This window comes from Martinezella lusitana, from assembly GCF_016901135.1.
In the GTDB taxonomy this organism is placed as follows: domain Bacteria; phylum Pseudomonadota; class Alphaproteobacteria; order Rhizobiales; family Rhizobiaceae; genus Rhizobium; species Rhizobium lusitanum_D.
Genome location: NZ_JAFEVL010000001.1, coordinates 37,717 through 56,511, shown reverse-complemented (window position 1 = coordinate 56,511; position 18,795 = coordinate 37,717). Strand labels below are relative to the sequence as shown.

Annotated in this window: 14 protein-coding genes; 7 read left to right on the top strand and 7 right to left on the bottom strand. The window is 60.5% G+C overall.

The annotated features are described in order from the left end of the window. From JTP94_RS00245 to JTP94_RS00235, 3 genes are all read left to right on the top strand, one after another. Positions 1-966: an ATP-binding protein gene (locus tag JTP94_RS00245; RefSeq protein ID WP_204848573.1), complete on the top strand. Its 966-nt coding sequence runs from the start codon at positions 1-3 to the stop codon at positions 964-966. A gap of 25 nt (positions 967-991) precedes the next feature. Next, positions 992-2,836 carry a TniQ family protein gene (locus JTP94_RS00240; RefSeq protein WP_204848572.1) on the top strand — a complete coding sequence of 615 codons (1,845 nt, stop codon included), beginning with the start codon at positions 992-994 and terminating at the stop codon, positions 2,834-2,836. A gap of 322 nt (positions 2,837-3,158) precedes the next feature. Further along, a complete protein-coding gene (locus JTP94_RS00235) occupies positions 3,159-3,458 on the top strand; it encodes a hypothetical protein (RefSeq protein ID WP_204848571.1) in 300 nt (99 codons plus the stop codon). A gap of 300 nt (positions 3,459-3,758) precedes the next feature. Here the strand turns inward: JTP94_RS00235 and JTP94_RS00230 are convergent, their stop codons facing one another. The 3 genes from JTP94_RS00230 to JTP94_RS00220 form a co-directional block, all read right to left on the bottom strand. Beyond that, complete coding sequence (locus JTP94_RS00230) at positions 3,759-4,328, bottom strand: hypothetical protein (protein ID WP_204848570.1); 570 nt, start codon at positions 4,326-4,328, stop codon at positions 3,759-3,761. A 157-nt stretch (positions 4,329-4,485) separates the two neighbouring features. Then, a complete protein-coding gene (locus JTP94_RS35975; RefSeq protein WP_409456571.1) occupies positions 4,486-4,578 on the bottom strand; it encodes an Ivy family c-type lysozyme inhibitor in 93 nt (30 codons plus the stop codon). 131 nt (positions 4,579-4,709) lie between these two features. Next, a complete protein-coding gene (locus JTP94_RS00220; RefSeq protein WP_204848569.1) occupies positions 4,710-4,976 on the bottom strand; it encodes a BON domain-containing protein in 267 nt (88 codons plus the stop codon). Positions 4,977-5,176: 200 nt separating this feature from the next. On the opposite strand from JTP94_RS00220, the gene dxr reads away from it, so the two are divergent. Next, a complete protein-coding gene (dxr, locus tag JTP94_RS00215) occupies positions 5,177-6,370 on the top strand; it encodes a 1-deoxy-D-xylulose-5-phosphate reductoisomerase (protein ID WP_204848568.1) in 1,194 nt (397 codons plus the stop codon). A 37-nt stretch (positions 6,371-6,407) separates the two neighbouring features. Here dxr and hemA read toward each other — a convergent pair whose 3' ends face one another. From hemA to JTP94_RS00195, 4 genes are all read right to left on the bottom strand, one after another. After that, the gene (hemA, locus tag JTP94_RS00210) at positions 6,408-7,619 is read right to left on the bottom strand and encodes a 5-aminolevulinate synthase (protein ID WP_204848567.1); all 1,212 of its coding nucleotides are present in this window, start codon (positions 7,617-7,619) and stop codon (positions 6,408-6,410) included. Positions 7,620-7,834: 215 nt separating this feature from the next. Then, complete coding sequence (locus JTP94_RS00205) at positions 7,835-8,629, bottom strand: xanthine dehydrogenase family protein subunit M (protein WP_204848566.1); 795 nt, start codon at positions 8,627-8,629, stop codon at positions 7,835-7,837. A gap of 20 nt (positions 8,630-8,649) precedes the next feature. Further along, a complete protein-coding gene (locus tag JTP94_RS00200) occupies positions 8,650-10,995 on the bottom strand; it encodes a xanthine dehydrogenase family protein molybdopterin-binding subunit (RefSeq protein ID WP_204848565.1) in 2,346 nt (781 codons plus the stop codon). Positions 10,996-11,076: 81 nt separating this feature from the next. Next, on the bottom strand, positions 11,077-11,565 hold the full coding sequence (locus JTP94_RS00195) for a (2Fe-2S)-binding protein (protein WP_204848564.1): 489 nt from the start codon (positions 11,563-11,565) through the stop codon (positions 11,077-11,079). A gap of 296 nt (positions 11,566-11,861) precedes the next feature. Here JTP94_RS00195 and JTP94_RS00190 point away from each other — a divergent pair, with 296 nt between their 5' ends. The 3 genes from JTP94_RS00190 to JTP94_RS00180 all read left to right on the top strand — a co-directional run bounded on the left by JTP94_RS00190 (position 11,862) and on the right by JTP94_RS00180 (position 18,641). After that, positions 11,862-12,161, top strand: a complete 300-nt coding sequence (locus tag JTP94_RS00190) for a glycine zipper domain-containing protein (RefSeq protein WP_069612891.1) — start codon at positions 11,862-11,864, stop codon at positions 12,159-12,161. Positions 12,162-12,461: 300 nt separating this feature from the next. Next, on the top strand, positions 12,462-14,387 hold the full coding sequence (locus JTP94_RS00185; RefSeq protein ID WP_204848563.1) for an autotransporter assembly complex family protein: 1,926 nt from the start codon (positions 12,462-12,464) through the stop codon (positions 14,385-14,387). 66 nt (positions 14,388-14,453) lie between these two features. Beyond that, the gene (locus tag JTP94_RS00180) at positions 14,454-18,641 is read left to right on the top strand and encodes a translocation/assembly module TamB domain-containing protein (protein ID WP_204848562.1); all 4,188 of its coding nucleotides are present in this window, start codon (positions 14,454-14,456) and stop codon (positions 18,639-18,641) included. Positions 18,642-18,795: the final 154 nt, after the last annotated feature.

The following is an 18,795-nucleotide window of genomic DNA, read 5'->3' as shown; positions in this document are numbered from 1 at the left end:
ATGACCAACGCCAAGTCCAACGAAACTTCCGACTTCGCGGCCCTCAAGGCTGGCGTTCGCGGTAGCTATTTCACGACGGGCCGCGACACGAAGCTGGCTTCCTATCTCCGGGAGATGGCCGTCAACGTCGAAGACTGCGAACTGGGTGCTGGTTCCAAACGGCGCGCCCTGTTTGTTATCGGGGATTCGGGTAGCGGGAAGACCCGCTCGCTCCAGCACCACTTCGAAACGATGCCGGAATTCCGTCCGTACCTAAACGAGCACGGCGAGACCGTCTCGCCAGTGCTGAGCATCGACGCGCCGCGGCCTTGCAACACGAAGGCCTTGGCGATCGCGATCCTAACGGCTTTGGGATTGCCCACAAAGGAGCGAATGACAGAACACACGCTCTTTGCGGTCCTCAAGGTCCAGCTTCGCGAGCGTGGCGTGAAGTACCTCCATATCGACGAAATGCAACACGTCATGCGGCACAACACTGCGACGGCCATCCGCCATGTGCAGGACACGCTGAAAAGCTTGATCCAGATTGCCGACTGGCCTCTGCACACGATCTATTCCGGCGTTCCCGAGCTGGCGGAACTGCTCAGGGGCGACCCCCAGCTTGCCAACCGTTCCCGCGTCCTGCGCTACGACGCACTTAACTGCCCCGCGGACACGCAGTGGATCACCGGCATTTTGGCGAAGGTAACCACCGAAGGATGCGGCCTGGGCTTGTCCGCAGAGCTTCTGGAAGACGACTTCCCGGAGAAGCTGTGTCTGGCGGGCAACGGCGCGTTCGGCTCGATGATCGCGATGGTGCAGGAGGCATGCTTCCGTGCGCTTGAGCGAGGGCGAAAGTCGCTCTCGCTCAAGGAGTTCGCGCGGAACTACGAACGCGACACCGGGTGCATGCCCCGTGACAACGTCTTTACCGCCGCCCGCTGGCGCGATCTCGTCCCCCGTCATGCACTTGCGGACCTCGCCTGATAACGGCATTCGAAAGGAAGTTCCGATGAAACTGCCGATCTCGATCATGTTTCACGAATGTGAAACGCCGCTTGGTTTCGCATCCCGCCTCTCCACGGCAAACGGCTATCCCTCGCTTGAGGCATTCCTGGACTGCACGGAAACAACAGCGTTCGCGATCTCCCGCGGCGATTCCGTTGCCATGGCTCTCCTGGCTGAATGGTCTGGAGAAGACCACACAAAACTTGCTCGCTACGCTTCGCGAACGCTCGACAAGAAGCTTTGCTTCGGGTTGGGCGATGCGGTGTTCAGCCGCGAGTATCGCCGCGGAAAGACTCACCGCTTCTGTGTCAGTTGCGTCGAGAACGACTTTCGGGCGGGAGAAGGCCGCATCGGCTCCCGCCCTTATGTGCGAGCATGGTGGGAAACCAAGGCAATTCGAACCTGCCCACTCCACGGGTCGCGCATCACGGAAGTGGCCTGTGATGACGGCCAGGACGATTTCGCTTCTTTCGTTCGGTCCCATCCACAAGAGTTTGCCAACAATGATCGGGATGCCGACGGCGATCGTCCGAGGGAGCTGGACATCTATCTCACCAGCCGCATCCGGGGAGGGAGGTCATTTCCTTTCCTTGATGGTCTCGAGGCGTATGTAGTCGCCGACCTTAGCAAGCATTTCGGCCGCTTTCTGCGTCGATATCGCGGCGCTGCGGTTAGCGAAAATGGCTCGTTCGAGCACCTTGACGATGCGGAGTACGGATTCAACGCCGTAAAGCTGGGCGAAGCCTACATCTCGGAATTGGTTTCGGAACTTGTGCTCGGTGAAAGCCCCGCCTTGGAAGACGAGGCGGCCCCGATGGAACCAATCTTGTGCTGGCTTCGTCGCAATCGCGATGTTCCGGCCTATACAACCCTCGTCGAGCTATTTCAGGACCTGGCGGAAAGAAACATGCCATTGGGTGAAGGCCACATCTGTATTCTGCCCACGCGCAGGCGCTACCGTCACACCGTACGCTCAGCGAGTGTCGAATACGGCCTGAGGGAACCGCGCATCGTAGAGCTTTTGACGAAAGCCGGACTTCTGAAAGCGAGAACGGCAACAACGGCAAGGGTTTCCTTCGACGCGGAGCTGGCGAAGCCCATCCTGAAGGCAGCGCAGGATACGCTATCCCTTACCGAGGCGGCGGCCATTCTGGATTTGAGGGGGCCAAGGCTGCACGAGATTATCGATGCCGGTTTTTTGCCTCGCGTCGAGGCAGATCGTGGCGGTCTTCGCATCTACACCCGCATCAGGAGGCAAGAGCTGACCGACTTTCAAAGTCGCCTGTTTGAACGGGCTCAGACGGCGATCGATCTCGATGGCTACCTGCCAATCTTGAGGGTGGCCCACAGGTGCAACTGCCAGCTAAATGAAGTTGTTGAAATGATTCTGGACGGCCAAATTCATGGTGTTGCCCGGACCGGCACCGGCCCCACGTTCGTCAATCTCTTCGTGAATTTGAAGGAGGCCCAAGAGAAGCGACGTCTTTTAGTCAAGCAGGAGATTGGTCCCGATCTTCTAACGATCGCGGAAGCCGCCAATTTATTGAATACCACGAAGTACAAAGCCTACCCTCTTGTCGCGAGCGGGGTCCTTTCGTCGGTCAGGAGACTCAATCGGTCGTCGCGCCAGATGCAGTCGTTCATCGAACCGAAGGCTCTCGAGGATTTTCAGCGCGTTCATATTTCGGTTGCCGAAATCGCCTCGATTTATGGCACACGTGCCGATGTCGTTGCGCGACGCATGGAATTGCTCGGCATTGAGCCAAGCTTCGACCCCGGGTCCCGGCCAGGAAGGTACTATTGGCGGAGCGATCTGGACAAGTTCACTTTTGACCGAGTAACGACTTAGCGCCACCATCATCTTACGACGTTTTCGAAGGCTCCGATTCGGAGCCTTTTTTTATTGCCCTAATTCTGGGGGCGATTTCAGGGACAGACCTATTAAAGCGTCAGGGACATATCAAATTAAACGAGGGTAAAAAACGCAACAAAATCAACTACGATCTATCCCCTCTGGGACAAACCTATTAAACCGCTCCAGCTCGTGTCGCATTCTTGTTGCAACTGGCCCCCGTTGGTTTCCCGGCGAATCACCGCGAATCTATGCGACATGAATTGCAACATGCGACATGCTCAGCCACGTTGCTCCATAAGGCGATGGAGGAGAGTAGATGCGAGCTGCTATTTTGGGCATAGGATTTGCACTGGTCGCCATGCCAGCGCTCGCGAAGCCGGAATCGTTATGGATTGAAAAGGTCGCCATTCTGGCCGTCGGTCAAGGCGTCTGCGGAATGCAACTAAACGACGAAACTATGCAGATCACTATTGGCTCAGCAATGATCCAGTATGCGATCAGCAAAGATGCGGTCATTTCTCGTGCAAGGAAGCGCGCTCACCAGATCGTCGCCGATATCCAGAAAAATCGAACACAAAAACACATTCTGCCAAGCGTTCGGGTACTATCTGGATAAAGGCTTTCCGCGCTAAGACGGCCGGCCTCGATGTCGAGAAGCTTCTGGGCACTCGCTGCGCGCCGGCTTCTTCGCGTCGGCCGCGGAGAACCGGGCCAGCATATCGCACATCATGGAAGTGACCGGCATCGAGATCCCCGCACGGTTGAGACCTATGTTCGGCGCGCCGATCGCTGCATGGATCATGCTGGAGATGGTTTTCACTGATGTGGGAAGCGTTTCAGGGCATAGGCGCTCTCGTAGGCCTGCTCACGGGCGCGCTAGTGTTTTGACAGGCTTATCGCTCACTGTGCGCCGCAGCTATCTTTGGTCAGTCAGAAAGATCGTTGGCTTTTTTAATCTAACCGGCAACGCAGGCGTGTCCGGGCGGGGTAAGATCGGCATCTCTGGCCCTTCGATCCCATATAATTTGACGGTGAGCCAATCGGCAAAACGCTTGCATTCATCGAGTTGCCCAGACAGGACCATCAACTCGTCCTTCGTAACAATGGCCTGATGTAGCTTCAGTCGAGATTTGGATGTTGTGCTCTGACTAAGCCCGATCACCGGACCGCTATCACCTCCCGCTCCTAGCAGCCTGATTCCATGGACATAATAGTTCCTGTATTCCCGAAGGCGGTCGAACATTTCAGCAAGGTGGGCAATATCGTTACGTAGATCCGCAGGGCCGAACTCAGTCGACAAAGTCTTCATAGCTTCATTCATGCCGAGCGCGCCCAGATGACCGGTCAGTACCTCTATGTGGCCGCCGCCACCTGCGAGACGGTAAGTGATCAGTTCAATGGCTGCCTCAAGAACATTCCAGTCCATCACAACCAGGCCAAACAGCGCTAGGAATTCGCGCTCTTCTTCTGTCGTCGTTCGGTACATCAGCTTGACCCTCCGCCACAATTACAAATCAGCGGGGCACCGAAAGGGCTGGCTCGGCAAGTGACGCTGCGAGGTTTTCCACTCTTTCCGCAGGGTGTGGTTGGTCGTGGCTGCCGGCCCGGTGGCACGCAGAGCCAACGATAACCGCCATTGAACGCTACCGCATTTCTGTATTGTACATGACGGCGATCCGCTCCGAGCCGCAATTATGCTGCTTGCAGGCGCTCATCACGTGAACCTTCTGCGCTATACTGATGGAGCGCCCACGAGGATGCCCGCCAGCGCGACGGCCGCCATCATCTTTCCCATGAGTTTCCCCTCAGAAAAATGAGATGAATCGCGAACCCATGTTCAGCGAAAGACAAGGGCACGAGCGGGATATCACCCCACCGCGATCCTGTTCCTCACCAGCCTGACGCCGGGGATCGACTCCGCCACCGTAGTCGCCCGCTTCACTTCCTGCAGGGTGGCGACGGTGCCGTCCAGGCGGATCTCCTGGCCGGCGGCAGTCACCGTGACATCGGACGCATCGATCCCGCCGGCGACGGCGAGCGCATTGGCAACTGTGGATTCCAGTGCCGAGCGTCTGGACTGCTCACTTTCCAGATCGAGCTCCATGCCGTGAAATGTCGCCGCTTTGAAAACCATCCACTACCCTCCGCATTCGAGTGGACGGAAAACGCAGCACTTCGCATTTGGTTCAATAATTGGCTGAAAATATCATCGAATCAGTGGTTTCGCCTTAAACGCGCATCGGCGGGCAAGTGGGGTTGCATGGCATCACACTTGCCGCACTTCGCGTTCCCCTGTAGAGCCTTAGGGAATTTCGGCAATATGCGGATACCTGAATGACCACCGGCAGCAAGGGGCGGCGCCGCCTGACGATATTGGGTTCGACCGGCTCGATCGGCCAGAATACGCTCGATGTCATTGCGCAGCTGGGCGGACGTGAAGCCTTCGACATCGCCGCGATCACCGGGCATGACAATATCGACCTCTTGGCCGAGCAGGCCAAAGCCTGCGGCGCGGCTTTCGCGGTTACCGCGAATGAGGATCGCTATCAGGCACTGAAAGACGCGCTTGTTGGTACCGGCATCGCTGTTGGTGCCGGCAGAAATGCCCTGATCGAGGCCGCCTCCATACCATCGGACTGGGTGATGGCGGCGATCGTCGGCACGGCCGGCCTCGCCCCGACACTGGCGGCCGCCCGGCGCGGCGCCGATATCGCCCTTGCCAACAAGGAATGTCTCGTCTCGGCCGGCGAACTTTTCGTGCGTGCCGTTGCCGAAGGCGGCGGCCGGCTGATCCCGGTCGACAGCGAGCACAGCGCCATTTTCCAGGCGCTGGAGGATGATCAGCAGCATGCGGTGGAGCGCATCATCATCACCGCGTCCGGCGGCCCTTTCCGCACCTGGTCGCGCGAGCAGATGGCCAATGTCACGCCGACGATTGCCCGCGCCCATCCCAATTGGTCCATGGGCTTCAAGATCTCCATCGGCAGCGCCTCGATGTTCAACAAGGCGCTGGAGATGATCGAGGCCAAGCACCTGTTCAACGTCCGCCCCGACCAGATCGAAGTCGTCGTTCACCCACAATCCGTCATTCATTCCATGGTCGGCTACAGCGATGGTTCGGTGCTGGCGCAGCTCGGCTGTCCCGATATGCGCACGGCCATCGGCTACGCGCTCACCTACCCCGCCCGCACGAAGCTCAGCGTCGATCGGCTGGATTTCGCCAAGCTGGCGCGGCTGGATTTCGAGGCGCCGGACGAGGTTCGCTTCCCGGCGCTGCGTCTTGCCCGCACCGCTCTCGAGCGCGGCGGCCTGCAGGGCGCGATCATGAACGCGGCCGAGGAAATCGCCTTCCATGCCTTCGTGGACGGCCGCATCGGCTTCCTGGAGATGGCCGACATCGCCGAGGCCGTCATGGATCAGATGATCGCGACAGGCAGCGCCGAAACCATGGACGCCGTCTTTGCCGCCGACGAGGAAGCCCGCAGCCGCGCGGCCGCGCTTGTCGCACAAAAAGAAAAGGCCGCGTAAGCCGCGGCCTTCCTAAGGTTAAGCGTAAGCGGCCGCTTCAGGCGACCGCGCGAGCCAGCGCACAGCGCGACCAGAGCGCATGCAGCGCACCGACCAGATGCTCGATATCGCCATCCGAATGCAGCGGCGTCGGCGTGATGCGCAGGCGCTCGGTTTTCTTCGGCACTGTGGGGTAGTTGATCGGCTGGACATAGACGCCGCTGTCAAGCAGCAGATCGGAAATCCACTTGCATTTGGCCGCATCGCCGACCAGGACCGGCACGACATGGCTCGGGTTCGGCATGTGCGGGATGCCGGCGGCATCGAGCTGCGCACGCAGCCTGCGCACGCGGTCCTGATGGCGCATGCGTTCGAACTGGCTGACCTTCAGGTGCTGGATCGAGGCGACTGCACCTGCCGCCAGAGCCGGCGGCAGCGACGTCGTGAAGATGAAGCCGGACGCGAAGGAACGGATGAAGTCGCAGAGCGCTGTGGAAGCGGCGATATAGCCGCCCATGACGCCGAATGCCTTACCGAGCGTGCCCTCGATGACGGTCAAACGATCCATCAGGCCTTCGCGTTCGGCAATGCCGCCGCCGCGCGGGCCGTACATGCCAACGGCATGCACTTCGTCGAGATAGGTCATCGCGCCGTACCTGTCGGCAAGATCGCAGATTTCCTTGATGGGGGCGATATCGCCATCCATGGAATAGACGGATTCGAAAGCGATCAGCTTCGGCGCCTTCGGATCGGCAGCCTTCAGCTTGGCTTCGAGATCATGCAGGTCGTTATGCTTCCAGATGACCTTGTCGCACTTCGCATAGCGAATGCCTTCGATCATCGAGGCGTGGTTCAGCGCATCCGAGAAGATGATGAGGCCGGGAATGCGCGCGCCGAGCGTGCCGAGCGTCGCCCAGTTGGAAATATAGCCTGACGTGAAGATCAGCGCGGCTTCCTTGCCGTGCAGATCGGCGAGCTCTTGCTCCAGAAGAACATGGTAATGGTTGGTGCCAGAAATATTCCGGGTGCCTCCCGCACCCGCGCCACAGTGATCGATGGCTTGTTTCATCGCCTCGATCACTTTCGGATGCTGGCCCATGCCGAGATAGTCGTTGGAACACCAGACGGTCACTTCCTGCGGGCCGTCGGGCGTATAGCGCGTTGCGCGCGGAAAATTGCCCCGGCGGCGTTCCAGATCGGCGAACACACGGTAGCGGCCTTCATCGTGCAGGCCGTCCAGCTCGCCCTTAAAAAATGCTTCGAAATCCATCATCTGCTCCAGAACCATGCAACCGTTTTTCATAAATGCCGGTCTGCACGTCAACCCCTCCGTATCGCTTTCGCGCGCCACTGCGGCAAATGGCCCATAATTTTGAACAATTCCAGACAAGAATAAATGATCACGTCAAATTGACAATCCAAACCATGCTCGAAAGAGCCGGAGCGGAGGTTCAAGCCGCCGCTCCGGCATTTTTCATAGCGGGCCTATGCGGCGGCCACGGCGCGCTTGGCCATGACCTTGACCAGATTGGCGCGGTATTCCGCCGTCGCATGCAGGTCGGACAGCAAAGCCGCGGGATCGACGGTCACGCTCGTGATGGCATCCGGCAACCAGTTCGCCGCAAGTTCCTGTTCCATGTCAGTTTGACGGAATACACCGTCCGCGCCGGCACCCGTGACCGCGACGCGCACGCCTGCCTCGCTCCTGGCGACGAAGACACCGGTCATGGCGTAGCGCGAGGCCGGATTGGGGAATTTGGCGTAACCCGCCTTTTCCGGCGCCTCGAAGGTGACGGCGGTGATCAATTCGCCGCCTTTCAACGCCGTCTCGAACAATCCTTCGAAGAAGTCTTCAGCCGCGATCTGACGCCGGTCGGTGACGATGGTGGCGTTGAGCGCCAGCATGGCGGATGGATAGTCCGCCGCCGGATCATTATTGGCGACGGATCCGCCGATCGTGCCCATATGGCGGACATGCGGATCGCCGATCATGCCGGCGAGCTCGCAGAGCGCGGGACAGACAGAGCGGATCGCAGCCGAAGAAGCAACCTCGGCATGGGTGGTCGCCGCCCCGATGGTGACCCTGCGACCGTCGACACGAATGCCCTTCAGCGAGGGAATATGCCTGAGATCGACGAGATCGCTCGGCGAGGCCAGACGTTGCTTCATGGTGGCGATCAGCGTCATTCCACCGGAGACGTATTTGCCCTCGTCGACGCCCGACAGAAGCTTGACGGCTTCGTCGACCGAGGAGGCGCGATGATAGTTTGTTGCGTACATGATCTTCTCCTCCTCTCTTTTCAGGCCACGGCCCGCGCCGCTTCCCATACCTTGAGCGGTGTGGCCGGCATGGTAAGCGCATTGTTACCGATGGCATCGGTGATGGCATTCATCAGCGCCGGCGGCGAACCGATGGCGCCCGCCTCGCCGCACCCCTTGATCCCTAGGGGATTGCTCGGGCAAGGCGTGTTCTGGTGCGAGAGCTTGAAGGACGGCAGGTCGTCGGCCCGCGGCATGGTGTAATCCATGAAGCTTGCCGTCAGAAGCTGGCCGCTCTCATCGTAATGCACGGCTTCCAGCAGCGCCTGGCCGATGCCCTGGGCGATGCCGCCATGCACCTGTCCCTCGACGATCATCGGATTGATGATGTTGCCGAAATCGTCAGCCGCGACGAACTGGATGATCTCGGTCTTGCCGGTTTCCGGATCGACTTCGACCTCGCAGATATAGCAGCCGGCTGGAAAGGTGAAGTTTGCCGGATCGTAGAAGGCGGTTTCCTTCAGTCCCGGCTCCATGCCGGCGGGCAGATTGTGCGCCGTGTAGGAAGCGAGCGCCACCTGGAACCAGGGCAACGCCTTGTCGGTGCCGGCGACCTTCAATTCGCCATTCTCGATGACGATATCGCTTTCGTCGGCTTCCATCAGATGCGCGGCGATTTTCTTCGCCTTCGCCTCCACCTTGTCGAGCGCCTTGACCACGGCGGACATGCCGACGGCGCCCGAGCGGGAGCCATAGGTGCCCATGCCCATCTGCACCTTGTCGGTATCTCCATGGACGATGGAGACGCTGTCGATCGGCACGCCGAACCGGTCGGCGACGAGCTGCGCAAAGGTGGTCTCATGCCCTTGGCCGTGGCTGTGCGAACCCGTGAGCACTTCCACCGTTCCCACGGCATTCACGCGCACCTCGGCTGATTCCCACAAGCCGACGCCCGCACCGAGAGACCCCACCGCCTGTGACGGCGCTATGCCGCACGCCTCGATGTAGCAGCTCATGCCGATGCCGCGCTTCATGCCGCGCCGGGCGGCCGCCGCCTTCCGGACTGGGAAACCGTTCCAGTCTGCCTGTTGCATCGCGGCATTGAGTGAGGCTTCGTAATCGCCGGCGTCATAATTCATGATGACCGGCGTCTGATGGGGGAACGAGCGGATGAAGTTGATCCGCCGCAGTTCCGCCGGCGAAACACCGAGTTCGCGGGCAGCCGTTTCCACGGTGCGCTCCAGCAGATAGGTCGCTTCCGGACGGCCGGCGCCGCGATAGGCATCGACCGGCACGGTATTGGTATAGACCGTGCGGACATTGGCGTGGATCGCGGGAATGGCGTACTGGCCCGACAGCAGCGTCGCATAGAGATAGGTCGGCACCGCCGAGGAGAACAGCGACATATAAGCGCCGAGATTGGCGATCGTATCGACCTTCAGCCCTATAATCCGGTTCTGCGCGTCGAAGGCCATCTTCACTTTGGAGATATGGTCGCGGCCATGTGCATCGGTGAGAAACGCTTCGGTGCGATCAGCCGTCCACTTGACCGGCACGCCGGTCTTCTTCGACGCCCAGAGGCAGACGATCTCTTCGGGATAGATGTAGATCTTCGAGCCGAAGCCGCCGCCGACATCCGGCGCGATGACGCGTAGCTTGTTTTCCGGCGCGACATTGTAGAAGGCGCTCATGACGAGCCGCGCCACATGCGGGTTCTGGCTCGTCGTGTAGCAAGTGTAATGGTCTTCGGCTGAATCATAGATCCCGAGCGTGGCGCGCGGCTCCATGGCATTCGGCGAAAGCCGGTTGTTGTAGAGCTCGATCTCGGTGACATGCGCGGCCTCGGCAATCGCCTTGTCGGTTGCGGCTTCGTCACCAAGCTCCCAGTCGAAGATCAGATTGCCTGCGGCTTCAGGGTGTATCTGCGGCGCGCCGGCTTTCAGCGCGTCCACGGCTTGGACGACTGCCGGCAGTTCCTCATAATCGACCGCCACGGCCTCGGCCGCATCGCGCGCTTCGCCAAGACTATCGGCGACGACGATGGCGACGGCATCGCCGACATAGCGAACCGTATCGATTGCCAGCGGCCGCCAGGCCCCCATATTCATCGGCGAACCATCCTTGGAATGGATCATCCAGCCGCAGATCAGATTACCTATGCCATCGGCAAGCAATTGCTTACCTTCGAGCACGCCGATCACGCCCGGCATAGCCAGGGCTGCCGCTATGTCGATGCTCCTGATCTTTGCATGCGCATGCGGGCTGCGGACAAAAAATGCATATTTCATACCCGGCGTCACCATATCATCGGTGTAGCGCCCCTTGCCCATCAAAAATCGCTTGTCTTCCTTGCGCGCAACCCGCGCACCAATGCCTTCAACGCCCATCACATCCTCCATTGGGGTTCCGGGGCCGGCAAACGCCAAGATAACGGTCGAGGCGCTTCGCCAGACGATCTCGGTGAAATTCTATTCGGCCGCCCGATTGGCGGCGTGCATTTCGGCATTGGCTGATAGCACCGCCTGGACGATATTGTGATAGCCGGTGCATCGACAGATATTGCCTTCAAGCTCGCTGCGCACCGTCTTCTCGTCCAGCGCTCCGCCATGACGATTGATCATGTCGACGGCCGTCATCACCATGCCCGGCGTGCAGAAGCCGCATTGCAGGCCGTGATGCTCCTTGAAGGCAGCCTGAACCGGATGCAGCTCGCCATTGGCGGCCAGACCCTCGATGGTTGTGATCTTGGAGCCGGAAGCCTGCACGGCCAGGATCGAACAGCTCTTGATCGACTTACCGTCCATGTGGATGACGCAGGCGCCGCATTGGCTCGTGTCGCAACCGACATGGGTTCCGGTGAGGCCAAGCTTTTCCCTGATGAAATGGACAAGCAGCGTGCGATCCTCGCACTCGCCACTGACCGCACGGCCATTCACCGTCAAAGTCACTTTTGCCATATTTTCCTCCTCGCCTCTCCTCCAGAGGCAAAGAGCATCATTTGACTTTTTTGCAGTCCAATCAACCTCTACTTTAGAAAGCTGGCAGATTTTCTATGCCGCAAGGATTGTTTTATTGCCCGAATAAGAAGCCGCCTTTGTTCAGCAACAAAAAAACTGCCGGCGCCCAATGGACAATCATATTTTGCACGATATTTTTTATAGTTGCAGGACTGTAGAGACAGCCCATCCTGGTGGAGCTGAAGAATTGGGACGACGTTGGCCGGGTTCGGCTTAACTAACGTTGGAGAGAGTAAATGAAGAAAGTTCTTATGCTCGCATTGGTCGGCTTGTCTATCGCAAGCTGCACGCCGACAGAACAGGGTGCAGGCATCGGTGCCGCATCTGGCGCCATCATCGGCGGTGCAGTTACCGGCAACGTCCGCGGCGCTGCCGTCGGCGCGGCCATCGGCGGTGTTTCAGGTGCCGTCATCGGCAGTGTCCAGGAGCAGCCCGGCCAGTGCTACTATCGCGACAGGTACGGTCGTCGCTATATCGACGATTGCCCGCGCGGCGGCTATCGCGGCGGTTATGGTGGCGGCTACGGCGGTTACTGATCGATCCTCGATCGAGATACCGAAGTCCCGGACCACACGTCCGGGACTTTTTGATTCCAGCCAGGCGAAATGCCTTGGCTTCGACATGGCGACGACAACTCCTGCGCGTCGCCGCAAAGCTCATCCAGACATGCCGGAACCCTACCGGAAATCCGGGCGTTCGCCCCTCGGCGGTCATCTTTTCCAGGTTTTTGACTCCAAAACGGTACACCTGAGGAACTTTTGCCTCTATGGTGCCCGCGCGTTAACCCGGGGGAAACGTCAACCTGAGTAAGTTCTCATGTAACCGTAAAGCGGCGTATGCATAAAAGAACTGGACCGAGGAAGAGTATTGCGTATCGGCAAGCAGGAACCGTTGCAGCGGTTGCGGCAGCGCTTGCGCTCGGGCCAATTTGCGTTGAAAATGCCTTTGCTTTCAAGATTTTCGGCATAAAGTTGTGGGGCAAGGACGAAACGGCGGATCAGGTTTCCGATCCCGTCCGCTACACGGTCGATCTGAAGGCGGACAATCTCGACAAGGATATGAAGGAAGCCTTGAGCAGCAGCTCGATGCTGATTTCCGACAAGGACAAGCCCGTGTCCGGCGACCTTGGCGTCGTCGTCAAGGCACGCGACGACCGGGACCGGCTCATTGCCACCCTTTATGAGAAAGCCCGCTATGGCGGCGTGGTCACCATTACCATCAATGGCACCAACCTCGACGCGTTGCCGCCGACGCCGACCTTCGATCGCTCCAAGCCCGTTACCGTCACCATCAGCGTCGATCCCGGTCCGCTCTTCAAGCTCGGCACGATCAACCTGCTTGGCGATGCCGCCGGTCTGGATGCATCGCGCTATGGGCTGGTGCGCGGTGGAGACGCAGGCTCGCTGACCATCCTGAAGGCCGCAGACAAGATCGTCGCCGACTTCAAGAATGAAGGCCATCCGCTTGCCAGGTTGAACAAGCGCGACGTCGTCGCCGATCATGCGACCAATACGGTCGATGTGTCGATGAGGGTCGATAGCGGCCCCGTCGCCCCTTTCGGCAATGTCGCCGTCACCGGCCAGAAGTCGGTCGATCCGGATTTCATCAAGCGCTACGCCCGCATCAACGAAGGCAAGCCCTATTCGCCCGACGAGCTGAAGAAGGCCTCGGACCGCCTGAGAAAACTCGGCGTCTTTTCCAGCATCACCATTCGCGAGGCCGACAAGCTGGCGCCGGACGGCAGCATCCCCACGACCATCGAAGTATCCGAAGGCAAGCAGCGCTATTTCGGCGTCGGCGCGCAATATTCCACCATCGACGGCTTCGGCCTGCAGGGCTATTGGGGACACCGCAATCTGACGGGACGCGCGGATTCGCTGCGCATCGAAGGATCCGTCTCCCGCCTCGGCGAAACGACCGATGTCGGCCAGCTCGACTATAGCGCCGGCATCACCTACGTCAGGCCCGCAACCTTCTATCCCGCGGCAACCTTGACCACCGGGCTGAAGATGCAGAGCCTGCATCCGGATGCCTATGATGCGGACACCGTCACGGCGAGCGCCGGTCTTGCCTACGAATTGAACGATCAGAACACCGTCTCCGCCGGCGGCGAGGTAAGCTACGAGTCAGACACGACCGATGCCTTCGGAAAGCACAACTATCTGACGGTGGCGATCCCGCTCGAATACGTTCGCGATACGCGTGACAATAAGCTCGACCCGACGGAAGGCTACCGTGCCTCAGTCCTCGCAAAGCCGAGCTATGAGGCAATGGGCGGCACGGTGTTCAGCTCCTTCGAAGGCTCGATCACCGGCTATCAGGGTGTCGGCGCCAACAACAACGTCGTCTTCGCCGGCAAGCTTGCCGTTGGCTCGCTGCTGGGCGCGAACAGTATCGAGGATATTCCCGCCACCCGGCGCTTCTATGCCGGCGGCGGTGGCTCGGTCCGCGGCTACGGCTATCAGGAGATATCGCCCTACAATTCCAATGGGGATGCGCTCGGCGGACGCTCCTACACGACAGCCTCGTTCGAAGCCCGCGTGAAGATCACCGACACGATCGGCATCGTGCCTTTCGTCGATATGGGCAGCGTCACCGATACCGCCTTCCCGGACTTTTCCGATCTGCGCATTGGCGCGGGCGTCGGCCTGCGCTACGCTACGCCATTCGGTCCGATCAGGCTCGATGTCGCCGTTCCGTTGAAGAAATATCCCGACGGCACGGCCTATGGCATCTATGCCGGCATCGGCCAGGCCTTCTGACCAAAACCTACAGTTGTCGCGGACGCTTCAGCACACGGTTACAAAACTGAGGTTACTATCGCTTTCATGAGCATATTGATTCGAATTCTCGGGAAATTGGCACGCTGGATCGCCTACGCGGTCGTGGCGATCCTCTTGCTCGTGATCGCGGCTGTGCTCGTGGTCGGCCTGGTACCTTCCGCAACCGGCTATGCCGTCGATCAAGTGGCAAAGCTCGCCTCGACACCCGACCACACCATCACAATAACAGCGCCTTCGGGCCTCCTGAACGGCAATCTGCGGGTAGGCTCGATCACGGTCGCCGACACCAAGGGCGTTTTCGCCAAGGTGCAGAACCTTGCGGTGGACTGGTCGCCGATGTCGCTGCTGACGGGCACGTTTCAAGCCGATCGCGTCGCGGCCGAGTTGGTCGACCTCCAGCGCTTGCCGGTCTCGACGGCAGCACCCGCACAGGAACCGCTGGCCGCAAGCAGCAGCGGCGGCTTTTCCCTGCCCATCGCCATCGATATCGGCGCCCTCGCCCTGCCCGACCTTCGCATCGGCCAGGCCGTGGCCGGTCAGGACTTCATCCTGGCCGCCGACGGCAGCGTCAAGGCGAACAGCGGCGGCATGGGCCTTACGCTCAATGCGAACCGCCATGATGTGCCCGACGCCAAGTTCTCCGCCGACATCGCCTTCGCACCGGCCGAGAACCAGTTGAAGCTCAAGACGCAGATCAGCGAACCGCGCGACGGCATGCTGGCCGGCCTCCTGCACCTGCCGGGCGGCCCCGCGATCAATATCGACCTTTCGGGCGAAGGCCCGCTTTCCAACTGGGCCGGCAAGCTGCAGGCCGCACTCGACGGCAAGCCGACGGTCGCCATCAACGGCCATCACAGCCTTTCCGCTGATGGCCTGCACCACATAGACGTCAAGGGCGGCGGAGACGTGGATTCGCTGCTGCCGCCGACCATGCGTCCGCTCTTTACCGGCCAGACGACGATCGATCTTTCGGCAACCTTCGACGGCAAGGGCAAGATCGACATTCAGACGGGCAATCTTGCCACCGGCAGCGTCGTCATCGCCGCATCAGGCACGCTCGATGCCGCCGGCAACAACAGCCTCAACGCCAACCTGATCGGCACATCAGGCCCTGTCGACTTTCGCTGGCCGATGGAGGACGGTGAGGTCCGCGCCTTGATTTCGCGCGTCGATATCGCGCTGACGGGTGCGGCGCAATCGGTGAGGATCGATGCCAAGGCCGCGCTTGAGAGCGCCAGTGCGCCGCAGGGCCAGATCGGCCAGGTGAACCTCAGCGCCAGGAGCGATGCCTTCAATCTGGCGACCATGTCAGGGCCGCTGCAACTGCGTCTCGTCGTCGGCCAGACGGCCTTCGTCAGCCCGGATCTCAATCGGCTGATCCGAGCACCGATCTCGCTCACTGCACCTTTGCAGCTTTCACCCGATACGATCGGCTTCAACAATACGACGCTGGAAAGCGCCAGCATCGGCGGCACGGTCAATGGCAAATATACGCTGTCGACGAAGGCGCTGACGGGCAATTTCAAGCTGTTCGCCCTGCCCGGCGTGCTGCCGGACAGCGTATCGAACAAGTTCGAAGGGACGATTTCAGTGGAGGGCCAGGTTGGCGGCACGGTGCCGACCAAGATGACGCTCTCCAATCTGGCGGTGAAATCGAACGTTGCCGAGATCAGCGGCAATGTCGCGCTCAACGACCAGTCGCTGACATCGGATCTTTCCGGCAAGCTGCTCGATCTTTCCAAGCTCATCCCGAATGCCGAAGGTCAGGCCGACATCGGCCTCAAGGCCAAGGGGCCGCTCACCGCGCTCGGCATCGATGCGACGGTAAAGGCCGTCAACGTCAAGCTCGCCGGACGGCTTCTCGATACGCTCGATATCGACGTGACCGGGACCGCCGACCCCAACGCTCCGCAGGCAAACATCCAGGCCAGCGGCGCGATCGACGGGAAGCCGATCCGCATCACCGCCGACGCCGTTTCCAAGGACGGCCGCACCAGCATTCCCTCGCTATCAGCTGAAATCGGCGCGAACAAACTGCAGGGCAAGCTGGATCTGTCGCCGAGTTTCGAACCATCAGGCGCGCTGACATTCGATCTGCCCGATCTCAGCCTGCTCGCGGCGCTGGCCGGACAGAAGGCCGAGGGCGACCTCAAGGGCTCGCTCGATATAGCGAGCGCCAATGGCAAGATCGGATTGAAGGTGAACGCCAGCGGCAACGGCATCCGCCGCGACGATCTCGTCATCAGCAAGCCGGCCGTGGCCCTCAGCGTCGACGACCTCAAGGCATTCTCCGCCAATGGCAGCATCCGCGCCGCCACAATTGCCTCCGGCTCGAACCGTATCGCCGACCTTGGGCTGACCTTTACCCAGCAAGGCAGCCGCACGGATTTCGATCTGAAATCGACCTATGACAACGCGCCCCTGACCGCGAGCGGCAATGTCGAAACCGCCGGTGTCCAGACCACAATAAGCCTCGACACTTTCGCCGGTGCGCCGCGGACGATACCGGTAAAACTGGCATCGCCGACCAAGATCGTCGTCAAGGACGGTGCGGCCTCGCTCAACGGGCTGACGATCCAGACAGGTGGCGGCTCGGTCACCGTCGACGGCACAGCCGGTCAGGCTCTGAACATAACCGCCAAAATCGCAAACCTGCCGGCAAGCCTCGCCAATGTCTTGGCGCCGACGCTCGCAGCCGAAGGCGTCATCTCCGGCACGGTGACGGTTACCGGCAAGGCCACCTCGCCTGTCGTCGCCTTCCAGACCAATTGGTCGGGCGCGGCAACCAGCCAGACGAAATCCGCCGGCCTTGCGCCGCTCGGCATCAAGGCTGATGGTAAATTCGCCGACAATGTCGTCACGATCAACACCAACCTGACCGGCCAGAATGGCCTGGCGCTCAATGGCGGCGGCACCGTCGCCATCGCCGGCAGCAAGGCAATGGCGCTGAAATTTTCCGGCAATCTGCCGTTCGACGCCCTTGCCGGCCAGCTTGCCGCCCAAGGCATGGTCATGACGGGTACGGCAAGGATCGACATACAGGTCGCAGGCACGACGGCAGCCCCTGCCGTCACGGGCACGATTTCCACCGACGGCACCAAGCTCGTCGATGTCCGCCGAAACCTGACCCTCAACGGCCTCGCCCTGACCGTGACGCTCGACGGCAGGCAGGCTGTCATCTCGCGACTGAGCAGCAATCTCGCCAGCGGCGGCAGCATATCGGGCAGCGGTACGGTCGGCATAACCCCGGACAGCGGCTTCCCGGCAGACATCCAGGTGAAGTTCAACAATGCGACCTATGTCGACGGAACCCTGGTGGCAGCAACCGTCAACGGCACGCTCGGCATCAAGGGTCCGATGCTGACAGCCCCGATGCTGACGGGCAATCTCAGGATCAACAAGGCGTCGATCACCGTTCCAGAAAAGCTGCCCGCCTCGCTGTCCGAGATCAACATCAAGCACAAGAATGCTTCGGCTGCGGTCAATGCCCAGTTCAAGGACCAGAAGCCGGAAGCGCCGAGGAGCAAATCGACGACGCTGGGCATCGACCTGCAACTGGAAGCGCCATCGCAGATTTTCGTGCGCGGCCGCGGCATCGATGCCGAACTCGGCGGCAATATCTCAGTCCGCGGCACCGCGTCAGAACCGGTCGTATCCGGCGGCTTCACCATGCGGCGCGGACGCCTGACCATCCTCAGCCGCCGGCTGGATTTCACCGACACCAGCAAGATCACCTTCGGGGGGGACCTGATCCCGGCGCTCAACATGGAAGCCACGTCGTCGGTAAGCTCCACCACCATCACCGTCGATGTCACGGGTCTTGCCACCGACCCGCAGATCGGCTTCTCCTCCTCACCTGCCCTGCCGCAGGACGAAGTTCTGGCGCAGCTCATCTTCGGTCAGTCCATGTCGAAACTATCAGCCATGCAGATCGCCCAGCTCGCCGATGCCGCAAGCCAGCTGGCCGGCGGGCGTTCCACCTCACTGTTCGAGGGCCTGCGCAGCCATCTCGGCGTCGACGATCTGGACATCTCGACGGATGCGAACGGCCAGGCACAGGTCGGAGCCGGGAAATATCTGAACAAGCGTACCTATATCGAGCTGCAGCAAGGCGCCGCCAACAACACCAAGGCGATCATCAATCTCGATGTCGGGCGCGGCGTGAAGCTGCGCGGCGCCGCGGGCTCGGACGGCGCTGGCGAAGCCGGCATCGTCTACGAGCACGAGTATTGAAGGTAAAACTCCCTCGCCCCAACGGGGAGAGGGTGGCGCGACAGCGCCGGGTGAGGGAGCGCTACTGGAAAGTTGTCTTTCGCTTGGCGTTCAATCCCGGTGCAGTTTCGCGTCTCCCCCTCATCCGCCCTTCGGGCACCTTCTCCCCAAGGGG